This window comes from Vibrio owensii CAIM 1854 = LMG 25443 (genome assembly GCF_000817815.1).
In the GTDB taxonomy this organism is placed as follows: Bacteria; Pseudomonadota; Gammaproteobacteria; order Enterobacterales; family Vibrionaceae; genus Vibrio; species Vibrio owensii.
The window spans coordinates 90903-107196 of the sequence record NZ_JPRD01000048.1 but is presented as its reverse complement, the minus strand read 5'-3'; the positions used below and the strand labels follow the sequence as shown (position 1 = coordinate 107196).

At 46.2% G+C, this 16294-nt stretch carries 14 protein-coding genes; 10 read left to right on the top strand and 4 right to left on the bottom strand.

Going from position 1 to position 16294, the window contains the following annotated elements:
* Positions 1-31 precede the first annotated feature (31 nt).
* Positions 32-1462, top strand: coding sequence for a bifunctional D-glycero-beta-D-manno-heptose-7-phosphate kinase/D-glycero-beta-D-manno-heptose 1-phosphate adenylyltransferase HldE (hldE, locus tag H735_RS22610; protein ID WP_005528761.1), 1431 nt, complete (start codon positions 32-34; stop codon positions 1460-1462).
* 216 nt (positions 1463-1678) lie between these two features.
* On the opposite strand, the gene tolC is transcribed toward hldE, so the two are convergent.
* A complete protein-coding gene (tolC, locus tag H735_RS22605; RefSeq protein WP_020193993.1) occupies positions 1679-3013 on the bottom strand; it encodes an outer membrane channel protein TolC in 1335 nt (444 codons plus the stop codon).
* Positions 3014-3242: 229 nt separating this feature from the next.
* On the opposite strand from tolC, the gene nudF reads away from it, so the two are divergent.
* The 6 genes from nudF to parC all read left to right on the top strand — a co-directional run bounded on the left by nudF (position 3243) and on the right by parC (position 10267).
* Positions 3243-3890: an ADP-ribose diphosphatase gene (gene nudF, locus H735_RS22600; protein WP_005436080.1), complete on the top strand. Its 648-nt coding sequence runs from the start codon at positions 3243-3245 to the stop codon at positions 3888-3890.
* A 2-nt stretch (positions 3891-3892) separates the two neighbouring features.
* Positions 3893-4336, top strand: coding sequence for a DUF1249 family protein (locus H735_RS22595; RefSeq protein WP_020193994.1), 444 nt, complete (start codon positions 3893-3895; stop codon positions 4334-4336).
* Positions 4337-4397: 61 nt separating this feature from the next.
* Entirely contained in the window at positions 4398-5204 is an 807-nt protein-coding gene (gene cpdA, locus H735_RS22590; protein ID WP_020193995.1) for a 3',5'-cyclic-AMP phosphodiesterase, read from the top strand.
* Between the two features lie 55 nt (positions 5205-5259).
* A complete protein-coding gene (yqiA, locus tag H735_RS22585; RefSeq protein ID WP_027726532.1) occupies positions 5260-5844 on the top strand; it encodes an esterase YqiA in 585 nt (194 codons plus the stop codon).
* A gap of 250 nt (positions 5845-6094) precedes the next feature.
* Positions 6095-7975 carry a DNA topoisomerase IV subunit B gene (gene parE, locus H735_RS22580; protein ID WP_005436086.1) on the top strand — a complete coding sequence of 627 codons (1881 nt, stop codon included), beginning with the start codon at positions 6095-6097 and terminating at the stop codon, positions 7973-7975.
* A 3-nt stretch (positions 7976-7978) separates the two neighbouring features.
* Positions 7979-10267: a DNA topoisomerase IV subunit A gene (parC, locus tag H735_RS22575; protein ID WP_005436088.1), complete on the top strand. Its 2289-nt coding sequence runs from the start codon at positions 7979-7981 to the stop codon at positions 10265-10267.
* Positions 10268-10305: 38 nt separating this feature from the next.
* Here the strand turns inward: parC and degS are convergent, their stop codons facing one another.
* The 3 genes from degS to zapG form a co-directional block, all read right to left on the bottom strand.
* Positions 10306-11373, bottom strand: a complete 1068-nt coding sequence (degS, locus tag H735_RS22570) for an outer membrane-stress sensor serine endopeptidase DegS (RefSeq protein WP_005436089.1) — start codon at positions 11371-11373, stop codon at positions 10306-10308.
* A gap of 203 nt (positions 11374-11576) precedes the next feature.
* A complete protein-coding gene (locus H735_RS22565; RefSeq protein ID WP_009707746.1) occupies positions 11577-12944 on the bottom strand; it encodes a Do family serine endopeptidase in 1368 nt (455 codons plus the stop codon).
* A gap of 218 nt (positions 12945-13162) precedes the next feature.
* A complete protein-coding gene (zapG, locus tag H735_RS22560; protein ID WP_005436091.1) occupies positions 13163-13606 on the bottom strand; it encodes a Z-ring associated protein ZapG in 444 nt (147 codons plus the stop codon).
* A 196-nt stretch (positions 13607-13802) separates the two neighbouring features.
* On the opposite strand from zapG, the gene zapE reads away from it, so the two are divergent.
* The 3 genes from zapE to rpsI all read left to right on the top strand — a co-directional run bounded on the left by zapE (position 13803) and on the right by rpsI (position 15997).
* Complete coding sequence (gene zapE / locus H735_RS22555; RefSeq protein WP_009707745.1) at positions 13803-14906, top strand: cell division protein ZapE; 1104 nt, start codon at positions 13803-13805, stop codon at positions 14904-14906.
* Between the two features lie 254 nt (positions 14907-15160).
* Positions 15161-15589: a 50S ribosomal protein L13 gene (rplM, locus tag H735_RS22550; RefSeq protein WP_005436093.1), complete on the top strand. Its 429-nt coding sequence runs from the start codon at positions 15161-15163 to the stop codon at positions 15587-15589.
* A 15-nt stretch (positions 15590-15604) separates the two neighbouring features.
* On the top strand, positions 15605-15997 hold the full coding sequence (gene rpsI / locus H735_RS22545; RefSeq protein ID WP_005436094.1) for a 30S ribosomal protein S9: 393 nt from the start codon (positions 15605-15607) through the stop codon (positions 15995-15997).
* Positions 15998-16294 lie beyond the last annotated feature (297 nt).

The following is a 16294-nucleotide window of genomic DNA, read 5'->3' as shown; positions in this document are numbered from 1 at the left end:
CTCACCACGATTTAATTTTTGGAGACCAATAATGAAACCAATTCTACCTGATTACAACAGCGCTGGTGTGCTAATCATCGGTGATGTCATGCTAGATCGTTACTGGTATGGCCCGACTGGACGTATCTCTCCTGAAGCGCCAGTACCTGTTGTGAAAGTAGAAAACAATGAAGAGCGTCCGGGTGGTGCTGCGAACGTGGCAATGAACATTGCTTCACTTGGCGGTCACGCTCACATTGTTGGTCTAACGGGTATGGATGAGCCAGCGAAAGTACTGACGGAAACGCTGAACTCGCTAAAAGTGAAATGCGATTTCGTCGCGCTGCCAGAATATCCGACCATCACTAAACTACGCGTGATGAGCCGTGGTCAGCAACTTATCCGTCTGGACTTCGAAGACAAGTTCGAGAACACAGATGCAGAACCAGTGTTGTCTCGTATGGAAACCGCACTACCAAGTGTGAAAGCGGTGATCATGTCTGATTACGCGAAAGGTTCCCTAGAACACGTTCAGGCTTACATCCAAAAAGCGCGCGCAGCAAACATCCCTGTCTTCATTGACCCGAAAGGTGCGGATTTTGAGCGTTACCGCGGCGCAACACTGCTTACGCCAAACATGAAAGAGTTTGAAGACGTAGTGGGCAAAGTGAAATCTGACCAAGAGCTAGTCGAGAAAGCGCTGGCTTTGGTTGAAGAGTTCGAATTTGAAGCGCTATTGGTAACACGCAGCGAAAACGGTATGACCTTGATTCGCCGTGGCCAAGAGCCGTTCCATTTGCCGACCCAAGCAAAAGAAGTGTACGACGTGACAGGCGCTGGCGACACGGTTATCTCTGTTCTTGCGGCATCTGTTGCTGCGGGTAAATCGTTTGAAGAAGCGTGTGCACTGGCAAACGCAGCCGCAGGTGTTGTAGTTGGTAAACTGGGTACATCAACGCTTTCTGAGATTGAGTTAGCAGAAGCGATTCACGGTAGCCAAGATACAGACTACGGTGTGATTTCAGAACAAGCACTGATTGAAGCAGTGAAGAAAGCACGTGCGAAAGGCGAGAAGGTTGTGATGACCAATGGTTGTTTCGACATTCTGCACGCAGGTCATGTGTCTTACTTAAACCACGCTGCTGAGCTAGGCGACCGCCTTATCGTTGCGGTAAATACCGATGAATCAGTGAAGCGCCTAAAAGGCCCTGGTCGTCCAGTAAACCCAACCGATCGTCGTATGGCGGTATTGGCAGGTCTTGGTGCGGTTGATTGGGTAGTTCCATTTAGCGAAGACACGCCTCAGCGTTTGATCTCTGAAGTGTTGCCAAGCTTGCTAGTAAAAGGTGGCGATTACAAACCAGAAGAGATAGCTGGTGGTAAAGAAGTGATTGCTGCAGGCGGTGAAGTTCGCGTACTGAACTTTGAAGACGGTTGTTCAACCAGCGAAATCATCAATGCTATCAAAGGTGGGAAAGGTTAATTCCTTCCTCACCAAGCTGATTACGACAAACTAATTATTAAAGGCCGCTTTCGAGCGGCCTTTGTTGTTTTTGGACGAGTGAATCTAACCACAAAGTCATTCCAGTCCTTCCCGTTTTCAAGGGGGAGTTAGAGGGGGAATGGCTTGTCTAGCGGCAATAAAAAACGCCAGCTGAAAAATCAGCTGGTGTTTTGCGTGTTACTTCGTTATCGATGTTTATTTTACTGGCTTAAGGCCTGCATCAACATCTAGGATATCTTGCTCGCTCAGTGTACCTACAGCTTGACGTAGCTGAAGGCCAGCAAGAATGTAGTTGTAACGAGCGTCTGATAGGTTCTTGTTCGCATCGTATAGACGACGAGTTGCGTCTAGTACGTCAACGATAGTACGCGTACCTACATCGAAACCAGCTTCTGTTGCTTCAAGCGCAGACTGTGCTGACACTACAGATTGCTCGTACGCTTTTAGTGCGCCGATAGAAGCGTTGATGTTGTTGTTCTGTGCACGCACTTCTTTCACAACACTACGGTATTCTGCTTCTAGATCTTCACTCGCAGATACGTAACCGAATTCCGCTTGTTTCACTTCAGACGTTGTACGACCACCAGTGTATAGAGGCACTGCTAGGTTAACACCAACATTGAAGCCATCCGTTGTGTTGTCCGCTGTGCTCTCTGCTGTGTCAGAGTAGTTGTAACCACCGTCAAGAGATAGCGTTGGTAGGTGACCAGAGCTTGCTAGCGAGATGTTGTCGCGAGCGATGTCTTGTGCGATACGTGCAGACAGTAGGCTCAGGTTAGTTGTTTTCGCTTCTTCAATCAGAGCTTCTGCTGGCTCAGAAGAGCGGCTTGCAGAGAAACGAGCGGTGTCTAGAACGTTCAGGTTCTTGTGCTCTTGGCCTGTGATTTCACGTAGTGATTCGTAGCTGTTGATCAGATCGTTTTCTGCCAATACTTCATCGGCTAGTACTGCATCGTACTGTGCTTGTGCATCATGTACGTCAGTGATTGCCGATAGACCTACTTCAAAACGTTGCTTAGTTTGTTCTAGCTGACGGCCAACGGCTGCTTTTTCTGCACGAACGAACACAAGGTTGTCTTGTGCACGCAGTACTTCGAAGTAAGCTTGAGAAACACGAAGGATCAAACCTTGTTGTGTTGCTGCGTACGTTGCGTCTGCACGACGAGCCGTTTTCTCAGCCGTGTCTAGCGTGATCCATGATGCACGGTTGTACAACTCTTGCGAGAAGCCAACACCTGCAGACAACACGTTTTGGTCGTTGTCACGATCTTGTAACGTAGGGGTATTGTTGTCGTAGTCAGTATCACCACGAGCGATGTCGTAACCCGCTGTTAGGTTGATTTGTGGTAGTAGGGCACTGCGGCTAGAGTTGATTGCTTCAAAAGCTTGATCACGCTGCGCTGCTACACTGAGCAATTGAGGGTCGTTTTGTTTTGCTAAGTCATAGATTTCAGCAAGAGAGTCTGCCCATGCAGATGTGCTCATACTGCCTAGCGCTGCACTGATAAATAGTGGAAGCAGTTTTTTCATTTTCCATTCCCGCGGTATATAGATTGGTTAATTCTCAGTAGTTTAACTCAATTTGGACGATATTTACTCGAAACTTTGCACTTTTTTACACGTAATTATCCACTTGTGCAATAAATAATTGGGAAACGCTTAAAATAATTTATAACTATTGTACAAAAAGTTGAGCCAAGTCCTTTGAGCAAGCGAATAACAATGAGTAAACTACAAGATTCACTCAGAGAGGTGTTGAATGCAACAGTGTGACAAGCAACAAAATGATTTTACTCCCCAAGATGTGGAAATAATCTCAAAAGAAACCGTGTTTAAAGGCTTCTTTAAAATGGTGAAATACCGTTTTAAGCATAGATTATTCGCAGGCGGATGGAGTGGGATTGTCGAACGAGAAATGTTCGAACGTGGTCATGCTGCTGCCATGCTCCCGTATGATCCTGTGACTGATCAGGTAGTGATCATTGAACAGATCCGCGTTGGCGCATTAGAACATTCGCATCCTTGGCAGCTAGAAATTGTCGCTGGCATGATTGATCGTGACGAATCATCAGAAGAAGTGATTCGTCGAGAAGCGGAAGAAGAAGCGGGTATCCAAGTCGGACGTGTGGCTTCGGTTACCTCTTATTACCCTTCTTCTGGTGGTTGTTCTGAAAAGCTTGATGTGTTCATCGGTGAAGTCGATGCAACTAAAGCGCATGGCATTCATGGTTTAGACTATGAAAATGAAGATATTCGAGTTCATGTGATCAGCCGTGAAACTGCGTATCAATGGGTGAAGGATGGAAAATTCGAAAATGGTGCCTCAATCATTGCACTTCAATGGTTACAATTGAATCACCAAGAATTGACATCGCAATGGGGACAAACCTCAAAGGTGGAGAAATAATAATGGCGCAAGTAGCTGAAAAACAGCGATACCATGTTGACTTAGCGGGTCTGATGAGAACTTATGAGACCAACTACGCCAAGCTGAACGCTTTGCTGCCTGTCTCTGCCGAAGTTGGTGATGTTCGTTGCTACCAAGCGGCGAACATAGTTTACCAACTGACCGTGAATGAAATCACAAAATACACCACAGTTGTTGAGATATGTCAGAGTGATGAAACACCAGTGTTTCCTTTACCTACGATGTCTGTCAGGCTTTATCACGATGCGAGAGTCGCCGAAGTATGCTCAAGCGGAGAGTTTTCTCGCATCAAAGCTAAATATGATTATCCCAACGACCAGTTGATGCAGAAAGATGAAAAGCATCAGCTTAATACGTTCCTTGGTGAATGGCTGACGTTCTGTTTACGAAGTGGTATTAGTAGAACGCCACTTGCCTTCAATTGATTGTCACGTCGCTAAGGGAAAATAACAAAAAACAATATAGTGGACGAATCAGGTTTTCATTTTGCAATCATCTAGTGACAGCATAAAGCTATTACAAATCACGGATACTCATCTGTTTGAAGCCGATGAGGGCAGCTTGCTGAGCGTAAGAACCGCCGACAGCTTTGCTGCTGTGATACAAGAGGTTCTTCATCGTCAGGTGCAGTTTGAATACGTTTTGGCAACTGGCGATATTTCACAGGACCACAGTGCAGAGTCTTATCAGCGCTTTGCTGAAGGCATCGCGCCGCTGAAAAAAGATTGTTTCTGGCTTCCCGGTAACCACGACTACAAGCCAAACATGGGCAGTGTACTGCCATCTCCTCAAATTCAAGCCGTTGAGCATCTAATGCTTGGCGAGCATTGGCAGTTGATTCTATTGGATTCACAAGTGGTAGGCGTACCTCACGGACGCTTAAGTGATCAGCAATTGTCTCTGCTTGAAGAAAAGTTAGCGGAAAACCCGCAAAGACACACCTTGGTGCTTTTACACCACCACCCGCTTTTAGTTGGTAGTGCGTGGCTTGACCAACACACGTTGAAAGATGCAGAAGCATTTTGGCAAGTTGTGGACCGTTTTGAGAACGTAAAAGGCATTTTATGTGGTCATGTGCACCAAGACATGAATGTTCTTTATAATGGCATCCGTGTGATGGCAACGCCGTCAACTTGTGTACAGTTCAAACCGAATTCCGATGACTTCGCCTTAGATATCGAGTCTCCAGGTTGGCGAGAACTTGAGTTGCACAGTAATGGCGACATTACGACTGAGGTCAACCGTTTACCAGATGGCCAATTCCAGCCAGACTTTACCTCAAACGGATACTAATCATTATCACGCCCGAACCTTATGTTCGGGCTTACTTTTTTAACTTGAGGTGATCATGAGTAAACCTTCTTTGTTGCTTTATATCCATGGCTTTAACAGTTCGCCGCTTTCGATGAAGGCGAATTTAATGAAAGCGTTCTGTGAGCAGCAACGACCGGACATCAAGGTTATCGTGCCTCAATTGCCGTGTTTCCCTCAACTTGCTGCTCAAAGCCTGCTGGACATCGTTGAGCAATACAAAGACGACTACAACATTGGTTTAGTGGGGAGTTCTTTGGGGGGCTACATGTCGACTTGGCTTAATGCAAAGTTTGGCTTTCCTGCTGTAGTTGTTAACCCAGCAGTGAAGCCTTATGAATTGCTGGTGGATTACCTCGGTGAACAAACTAACCCATATACGCACGAAACCTATACACTTGAGGCCTGTCATATTGACGAGCTAAAAGCACTTGATGTACAAAGCATCGCGTCGCCTGAGAGCTTCTGGCTTTTACAGCAAACGGAAGACGAGGTTTTAGACTACCGCCAAGCCGTAGAAAAGTTCGCAAACGCGAAACAAACGGTAGAAGAAGGCGGTGATCACAGTTTTGTAGGCTTTGAGCGTTACCCTGCTCAAATCATTGAATTCCTAAAACTGTAATACTAACGAGACGATTGGAATAGGCTCATAGTTTTCATTGCTATATCCAACCGTTTCTTGACATAGTTGGCAGGCTTTCCGACTATGTTTTGCCAAAAAGATCTTAAGGGTATGAAGCCCTGACTACTTTGTTATGCGTGACCTTATCTTTGATAAGCATGCAGACGAGGTAGCTTTTTCGTTTCTCGAGTATGGCTCGCACAATTGCGAGGCTCGGGTTACAAGTAAACTTTGAGAACAATTCCGTATTATGACTGAACAATATAATGCTGGTGCCATTGAAGTACTGAATGGCTTAGAGCCAGTACGTCGCCGACCAGGGATGTATACGGATACAGCGCGCCCAAACCACTTGGGCCAAGAAGTTATCGATAACAGTGTCGATGAAGCGCTAGCCGGACATGCCTCAAAAGTACAAGTCATCCTACATGCTGACCAATCACTAGAAGTGATCGATGATGGTCGAGGCATGCCTGTTGATATCCACCCAGAAGAAAAGGTATCAGGTGTTGAACTGATCCTATGTAAGCTTCACGCAGGTGGTAAATTCTCTAATAAGAACTACCAATTCTCTGGTGGTCTGCACGGTGTAGGTATCTCCGTTGTAAACGCGCTGTCTAAGCGTGTTGAAGTGACCGTCCGTCGTGATGGTCAAGTGTATGAGATTGCTTTTGAACACGGTGATAAAGTTTCTGACCTAACGGTTGTCGGCACATGTGGTCGTCGTAACCGTGGTACCAGTGTGCACTTCTGGCCAGACGCGAAGTACTTTGATTCTGCAAACTTCTCAGTAACTCGTCTGGTGAATAACCTACGAGCGAAAGCGGTACTTTGTCCCGGCCTAGAAATTACTTTCACAGATAAAGTAAACAACAAAGACTACAAGTGGTTCTACGAAGATGGTTTGAAAGACTATCTAGCGGAAGGTGTAAAAGGCTATACCGTTCTGCCAGAAGAACCATTTACTGGTGAGTTTTCAGCGGAAACCGAAGCGGCAAACTGGGCGGTGATCTGGCAGCCAGAAGGCGGTGAGATGATCACGGAAAGTTACGTGAACCTTATCCCAACCGCACAAGGTGGTACGCACGTTAATGGTTTGCGCCAAGGTTTGCTTGATGCGATGCGTGAGTTCTGTGAATTCCGCAACTTGCTGCCTCGTGGCGTGAAGCTAACTGGTGATGACGTTTTCGACCGTTGTTCATACGTGTTATCAGTTAAGATTCAAGATCCTCAGTTTGCGGGTCAGACCAAAGAGCGTCTCTCTTCTCGTCAAACCGCTGCGTTTGTATCTGGCGTGGTGAAAGATTCGTTCAGCCTTTGGTTGAACGAAAAACCACAACTTGCAGAGCAACTTGCCGAAGTCTGTATCGCGAACGCCCATCGCCGTATGCGTGCGAGCAAAAAGGTTGTGCGTAAGAAGGTTGCTTCAGGCCCAGCACTGCCGGGTAAGCTGACAGACTGTTCTGTGCAAGACCTTAACCGCACCGAAATCTTCTTCGTGGAGGGTGACTCGGCGGGCGGTTCAGCTAAACAAGCACGTGATCGTGAGTTCCAAGCGGTCATGCCACTGCGCGGTAAGATCCTAAACACATGGGAAGTCTCTGCAGACCAAGTTCTGGCTTCTCAAGAAGTGCACGATATCTCAGTTGCTTTGGGTATTGACCCAGACAGCGACAACTTAGACAGCCTTCGCTACGGTAAGATCTGTATCCTTGCCGATGCGGACTCGGATGGTCTGCACATCGCAACGCTATTGTGTGCACTGTTCACACGTCACTTCCGTGCGCTGGTTGAAGCTGGTCATATCTACGTAGCGATGCCGCCTCTGTACCGTATCGACTGTGGTAAAGAAGTATTCTATGCCCTAGACGATGACGAAAAAGATGGCGTATTAGAGCGCTTGTCGAAGAAGAAAGCCAAAATCAACGTGCAACGATTCAAAGGTCTGGGTGAGATGAACCCACTTCAGTTGCGTGAAACAACCATGGATCCAAATACGCGTCGTCTGGTTCAGTTAACCATTGATGACTCAGCGGCGACCATGGAAATGATGGACATGCTGCTTGGTAAGAAACGAGCAGATGACCGTCGTTCTTGGCTACAAAGCAACGGCGATATGGCAGAGGTTTAACGGATGTCTACAGAAATTACTTATGATGGCGTTGAACAGTTGCCAATGCGCAAGTTCACTGAAGACGCTTATCTGAACTACTCGATGTACGTAATCATGGATCGCGCATTGCCATACATTGGCGATGGTTTGAAGCCGGTTCAACGACGCATCATTTACGCAATGTCGGAGCTTGGTCTTTCGGCATCAGCGAAATACAAAAAATCAGCACGTACCGTTGGTGACGTACTGGGTAAATACCACCCGCATGGTGACTCTGCGTGTTACGAAGCGATGGTACTCATGGCTCAGCCATTCTCTTACCGTTACCCATTGGTAGATGGTCAAGGTAACTGGGGTGCGCCAGATGATCCGAAATCATTCGCGGCAATGCGTTATACCGAAGCGAAACTGTCTAAGTTTGCTGAAGTACTGCTAGGTGAGCTGGGTCAAGGCACGGTTGAATGGCAACCTAACTTTGATGGCACGATGAAAGAGCCACAAATGTTGCCTGCACGTCTGCCTCATATCTTGCTAAACGGTGTAACTGGTATCGCGGTTGGTATGGCGACGGATATTCCGCCTCACAACGTTCGTGAAGTGGCGGATGCAACCATCCACTTAATCGACAACCCGAAAGCAGAACTGCCTGATGTGATGCAGTTTGTGAAAGGTCCAGATTACCCAACAGAAGCGGAAATTACTTCACCACAAGCGGATATCGAAAAGATTTACCGTAACGGTCGCGGTAGCATCAAGATGCGTGCGGTATGGCACAAAGAAGGTTCTGACATCGTCATTACTTCTCTGCCACACCAAGTATCGGGTGCGAAGTTACTAGAACAAATCGCGAACCAAATGCGCGCGAAGAAACTACCAATGGTAGACGACCTTCGTGACGAATCGGATCACGAAAACCCAACACGTATCGTAGTGGTGCCAAAGTCAAACCGCGTTGACTGTGACTTGTTGATGAATCACTTGTTCGCTTCAACCGACCTTGAGCGCAGCTACCGTGTTAACTTGAACATGATTGGTTTGGATAACCGTCCTCAAGTTAAAGGTCTGGTACAAATTCTGTCTGAGTGGATTGAATTCCGTCGTACGACTGTTCGTCGTCGTCTGCAACACCGCCTAGACAAAGTAATGGCTCGTCTACACATCTTGGAAGGTTTGTTGGTTGCTTACCTAAACCTAGATGAAGTGATTGAGATCATTCGTACTGAAGACGATCCAAAAGCTGTGCTGATGGAGCGTTTTGGGATTACCGATATCCAAGCGGATGCAATTCTGGATACTAAACTTCGTCACCTAGCAAAACTAGAAGAGATGAAGATCCGTGGTGAGCAAGACGAGCTAGAAAAAGAACGTGAGAAGCTAGAGCAGCTATTGGGTTCTGAGCGTCGTCTAAACACACTACTAAAGAAAGAAATCAAAGCAGACGCAGAGAAATACGGTGATGACCGTCGTTCTCCATTGGTTGAGCGTGCAGAAGCAAAAGCGCTAACAGAACGCGACCTAGTACCAAGTGAGCCAATCACAGTGGTACTTTCAGAGAAAGGCTGGATTCGCCATGCGAAAGGTCACGATGTAGACGCAGAAGGCTTAAGCTATAAATCTGGTGATAACTACTTAGCGCATGCGCGTGGTAAGAGTAACCAGCAAGCGGTATTCTTCGGTAGCGATGGTCGAAGCTACTCATTAGAGTCGCATTCATTGCCATCCGCTCGAAGCCAAGGCGAACCGATTACAGGTCGCTTGAATATCACAGCGGGTAGCAGCATTCGCCAAGTGATCATGGGTGAAGATGAGCAACTGTGGCTAGTTGGCTCTGACGCGGGTTACGGCTTTGTATGTAAAGGCTCTGAGCTACTGTCTAAGAACCGAAGCGGTAAAGCCTTGGTGACGCTACCTGCCAACTCTGAGGTGATGACACCGAAGACGATTGCTGATTTGGATTCTGATGAAATTCTCGCGATTACCAACCAAGGCCGCATGTTGTTGTTCCCAATTAAAGACCTGCCGCAATTGGCGAAAGGTAAGGGTAACAAGATCATCAACATTCCTGCAGCGAAAGCGAAAGAGCGTGAAGAGGTTCTGTCTCACTTGATGGCATTGCCACAAGGTGCTTCTCTAACGCTTTATGCGGGTAAGCGTAAGCTAGGTTTGAAACCAGCAGACTTAGAAAACTTCCGTGGTGAACGTGGACGTCGAGGTAGCTTACTACCACGCGGCCTACAGCGCGTAACGCGAATTGAAATCGAGATGGGCGGAAGCGCAGAAGTTTCAGAAGAACCAAGCGACAGCGAATAACACACAAACAAAAATCCCAGCCAATGGCTGGGATTTTTTTATGCTTCTTGTTTGTCTTCGGCGATGGTGACTTTTAAATTCATTTCTTTACCCTTGCGGATAATCCCTACATCCACAGAGGTACCTGGGCGTAAGTCAGTAACGATGTCCATGACGCTTTGGCGTCCTTGAACTTTAGTGCCGTTAATACTAATGATGATGTCTTGTTTCTCAAAACCAGCCGCACTTGCGGGACCATTTGGATCGATACCAAGAACCACAATACCGCCAATGTGCTCGTTACCTAACAAGCGAGCAGTTACCGCATTAATATCTTGCCCATCAATACCGATATAACCACGGATCACGCGGCCATCAGCGATGATCTTCTGCATGATTTTGTTTGCTAGCGGTGCTGGAATTGCAAATGAGATACCGTAGGTCTCAAGGTCAGTCGCCTGTTGGAATGAAGCGGTATTGATACCGACCAGTTCACCTTGAGTATTCACCAATGCGCCACCGGAGTTGCCCTCATTGATAGCGGCATCGGTTTGGATAAAGGCTTGGCGACCATCACTGATGGACGAGCGGCCTGTCGCAGAGATAATGCCGAAGGTAGTCGTCTGGCCTAAGTTGTATGGGTTACCAATGGCAAGCACCACATCACCCACTTGAGGTTTATAGTCAGCATTTAATGGGATAACGGGCAGATTAGAGCCTTCAACACGTAAGATCGCAATGTCTGTACGCTTGTCTGTACCTACCAATTGAGCAGCAGCAACACGGCCATCTTGCAAGGCTACGACGATTTGATCAGCTTGAGCGACAACGTGATAGTTGGTAATGATGTAACCTTTTTCGCTCACGATAACCCCAGAACCTAGTCCTTGAGTCGACAGCTTGCTGCGATCATTTTCCACATATTTGCGGCTGTAGATATTCACCACCGCAGGTGCTGCCTTTCTTACCGCTTGGTTAAAAGACACTTCTAGCGATGCGATATTGCTCGGTTGCGGGTCAACAAGGGCGGTTGGGATAACATTGCTGCGCAAAGATGGAACGGCGAGTAATACGATAACGGCAGTTGCTAAGCCTAAAAAGACAGAACGTAACAAAAAGCTAAGCATAACCTCTCCATGATTGAGCGCCCAATTGGCATAGAAAACTGAAGGATAGCATTACATTGAAAAATAACAAAAGGGCAAGACGCGATCGTCTTGCCCTTTTAAAAAACCATGACATAAGAAGGAAAGTATTCGAGCGCTATCACTGATAAATATGTTGCTAGCGCTCGTTTGCTGTCAGCTATGTGATTGTTGAATGATGTCTATTAACGGATGACTAAGTAAACCGTCCGATCACCACGTTGAACGTTTATCGCGAGCACACCTTTGTGTTTCTCAACAATCGCGCGCAGTTCTGCTAAATTCTTCACACGCTTACGGTTAACACCAATAATGATATCGTCTTGCTCAAGTTGGTATTGTGCCGCTGGAGAGTTTTCAGCCACACTCGTCACCTTAACTCCTTGGATTTTATCGCTTGGCGTGGTGTTGCTGAGTTCTGCGCCTTTAAGGCCTTCGTGAAGCGTTTCCGCCTTCGCTTTCACATTGGTAGATTCACCTAACGTCACATCGAAGGATTTCTTCTTACCATCACGAATCACACCCAATGTGATCTCTTTGCCCGCACCGAGCGTTGCGACTTTTGCGCGTAACTCGGAGAAGGTATCAATCGACTTACCGTTTACGGAAGTAATCACATCACCAGCTTTCAGGCCTGCTTTATCTGCAGCGCTATCAGGCACTACTTGGCTAACAAACGCGCCTTTACTCGATTCATAACCTAATGCTTCTGCCAGTTCTGAAGTGACCTCGCCACCTTGTACGCCCAGCATGCCGCGTTTCACTTCACCAAACTCTAGAATTTGGTCAGTTAGGTTTTTCATCATGTTAGATGGAATAGCAAAACCGATACCAACATTGCCGCCATTCGGACCAAGAATCGCGGTATTGATACCGATCAGTTCACCATTAAGGTTGACTAAAGCACCGCCTGAGTTACCGCTGTTGATGGCCGCATCTGTTTGGATGAAGTTCTCGAAATTCTCGACATTCAAGCCGCTTCGACCGAGTGCCGAGACGATACCCGAAGTGACGGTTTGACCAAGGCCAAATGGGTTACCAATCGCAACCGTGAAATCACCAACGCGTAGCTTGTCTGAATCGGCGACTTTAATCTGAGTCAGATCTTTTGCTTTCTCCAGTTTGAGTAGAGCAATGTCTGACATTTCATCTCCACCTACTAATTCTGCATCGTACTCTCGACCATCGTACAAACGGACACGGATGTCATCAGCGCCTTTAATTACATGGTAGTTTGTGACGATTTGCCCTTTGTCCGCGTTAATAATAACGCCAGAGCCCAAGCCTCTGAATGGACGCTCACGAGTTTGCTCTGTTGGAAACTCAGGCCCAAAGAAGAACTGAAACTGCTCTGGGATACGGCTGGTTTGAACTTGTTTACCTTCAACCGCAATACTCACAACCGCAGGGGTCACTTTTTCGAGCATCGGGGCAAGGCTAGGTAACTGCTCCCCATCCACACTTAACGGCAGTGCCGCAGTCGCAGTAATTGGGGTGATGATTGAACCCAAGCTTAAAGATAGAACGGTTAGCGCAAGCAATGGTTTTTTCATCCAATAACTCCTCTTGAAACAGGTCTGTCAAAAAGAAATATCCGAACAGTTAGTTCTATACGGTTATTTAGTTATATAGGGATTAATTCGGATAATCAAAAGGTGGCGACAGCACACAGGTTGTTAGAGATGAGTTGCTTAAGAAAAGTTCAAAAAGGGTCAATACAAATTGATAAGAAATGTGTATGTATTGACCCAGTTAGGTAGGAAAGGGGGGATTAAGACGCTTTAGCAGTGACAGCTTCTGGTGCGTCGATGATTTCTTTTTCCTGATCCTTTAAAAGACCCGTTGCGCCGTTGGCGTAGTCTTTTGGTTGTTCGTTGACGTTAGATTGGTCTTCTTCAATCTGTTCAGTCGACATAGCAGTCTTCTTATCGAACGGATTGTCTTGCTCAGGCAAGTTAGGCAGAAGTTCTGAAGACGTCTTCGCCATGTGTTGGTACAGCTTGGTGTAGTCTTTACCTAAGGTATCCAACATTTCTGCAGTTTGTGCAAAGTGATCGACGAGCTCTTGACGTTGTTGCTCTAGCTCAAACTTGGCTGCTTCCAGCTCTTTTTGCACAGACTTTTGTTTTTTGTATTCGGGGGTGGTTAGTCTACTAATGACTACGCCTACGATTGTACCGACCAGCAAACCCACAATGGCATAAATCCAAGGCATAACTGCTCCTTATAGTTGTTTTAACAAGTCTTTTACTACTTAGTTACACGCGGTGCTAGTCCATGTTACTATGGCTTGAACAGCCGATAAAGAAAAATAGCGGTAAGTCTTCGGGGACTGATATCCATATCTCTCTATTCTAAAAGCTGACCCCGAGGTGACAATTTTTTCTGTACCTCTGATACGACTCAATGCCATGACACCATTACAACGATACCAACAAGACATAGCAGAGCATGGATTCCAGCGTGACGAAGCACAACATAATGCTGTCGTTGCATTAGACAACCTTTACCATGCGATTGCAGAATTCCAGTCTGCGCCTATTCCTCAGCTTAGCACTTGGCAGAAATTACTGGGTAAAAAGCCTGAAATGCCAGAACCACCAAAAGGCCTGTACTTTTGGGGAGGAGTAGGGCGGGGCAAAACTTACCTCATGGATGCGTTTTTTGACGCCTTGCCGACAGAAAGAAAGATGCGCGTGCATTTTCACCGTTTTATGTATCGTGTGCATGATGAGCTCAAACGTTTAGGTGAAGTGGAAAACCCGCTGTCAAAAGTGGCCGATCTATTCAAGAAAGAAGCGGATGTGGTCTGTTTTGATGAATTCTTCGTTTCCGATATCACAGATGCGATGATCTTAGCGACCTTGTTGCAAGAGATGTTTAAGCGACAAATGATTTTAGTCGCGACGTCGAACATTGAGCCTGAAAACTTGTATCGTAATGGCTTACAACGTGCGCGCTTTTTACCAGCGATAGACATGATCATTCAGCGCTGTGATGTGCTTAATGTCGACAGTGGCGTGGATTACCGCCTAAGAACGCTGCAACAAGCCGAAATCTATCATTATCCGTTGGACGAGCAGGCGTCTATCAATCTTAATACGTATTACCAACAGTTGATTGGTGAAAGAAAAGTTGCAGCACACAGCATTGAAATCAACCATCGAGAAGTGGCGGTAATAGAGGCCAGCGATGGCGTGCTACATGCTTCTTTTGAACAACTGTGTCAAACCCCACGCAGTCAAAACGATTACATTGAATTATCGCGCATCTACCATACAGTCTTGCTAGCAGACGTGAAGCAAATGGATAGCAAGATAGATGATGCAGCGAGACGCTTTATTGCATTGGTCGATGAATTCTATGAACGTAACGTTAAGTTGATTATTTCTGCTGAAGTTGCAATGGAGTTCCTTTATACACAAGGACAGTTAGAGTTCGAATTTAAACGTTGCTTGTCTCGACTGACAGAAATGCAGAGTCACGAATACCTTGCTAGAGAGCATCTGGCGTAAAAAACAGCAACTCATCTTAAAAAAGTGAAGAAAAAATTAGTGATTTGGCGCAAAAAAAGGTGATTTTTTCTTCGCTCTTCTCTATAATCCTGCGACCCACCGTTACTGCAGACCTGAATATCGAAGTTATTTCGGCATAGAAGGTCGAGAGTACCAACGACTCGAAGGGGTGATGACTGGGCTCTTAGACAGTGTGGGAACACAATACTGTGTTCCTTTAAAGTTTAAAATTTAATTAACGGGTTATTATTAGCATGAAAACTTTCGTTGCTAAACCAGAAACTGTAAAACGCGACTGGTATGTTGTAGACGCAGAGGGTAAAACTCTTGGCCGTCTAGCAAGTGAAATTGCATCTCGCCTACGTGGCAAACATAAAGCTGAATACACTCCTCACGTTGACACTGGTGATTACATCATCGTTATCAACGCTGAGAAAGTTGCTGTAACTGGCAACAAAGCTAAAGGCAAAGTGTACTACCGTCACTCTGAATTCCCAGGTGGTCTAAAATCTATCACTTTTGAAAAGTTGATCGATCGTAAACCTGAGATGGTTCTTGAGCTAGCAGTTAAAGGCATGCTTCCACGTGGTCCTCTAGGCCGTGCTATGTACCGTAAGCTTAAAGTTTACGCGGGCGCTGAGCACAACCATGTTGCTCAACAACCACAAGTACTAGACATCTAATTGGGGATTTCGAAAATGGCAGAGAATCAATACTACGGCACTGGCCGTCGCAAAAGCTCAGCTGCGCGTGTTTTCATCAAACCAGGCAGCGGCAACATCGTAATCAACAAGCGTAGCCTTGATGAGTACTTCGGTCGTCCAACTTCTCGCATGGTTGTTAAACAACCTCTTGAGCTAGTTGAACTAACTGAGAAGCTAGACCTATACGTTACTGTTAAAGGTGGCGGTATTTCTGGTCAAGCTGGTGCTATCCGTCACGGTATCACTCGCGCTCTTATGGAGTACGATGAGTCTCTACGTCCTACTCTACGTGCAGCTGGTTACGTTACTCGTGACGCTCGTTGCGTTGAACGTAAGAAAGTTGGTCTACGTAAAGCACGTCGTCGTCCACAGTTCTCTAAGCGTTAATTTCCTCTTATCGGAAATTTATGCTGTTCCAGAGTTACTTTGGAAACTGTGCATCAAAGCTCGGCTATATGCCGAGCTTTTTGTTTTTCTAAAGCCTGAAAAAGTTCGATTTTCCTCTCGCATTTGTTTTCACATTCTTGCTTAATATCCTCGCAACATTTGATCGTTTTATCTGCAAGTTTTTTGGTTTTCTTCGTGCTACAAAGCTGAGATAACAAAAGTGGAGGACTCCTTCACATTCTTGAAAGATCTTTCTATCTAATTGGCTGAAAACAGCCGAAATACAAGGCTTTTTAT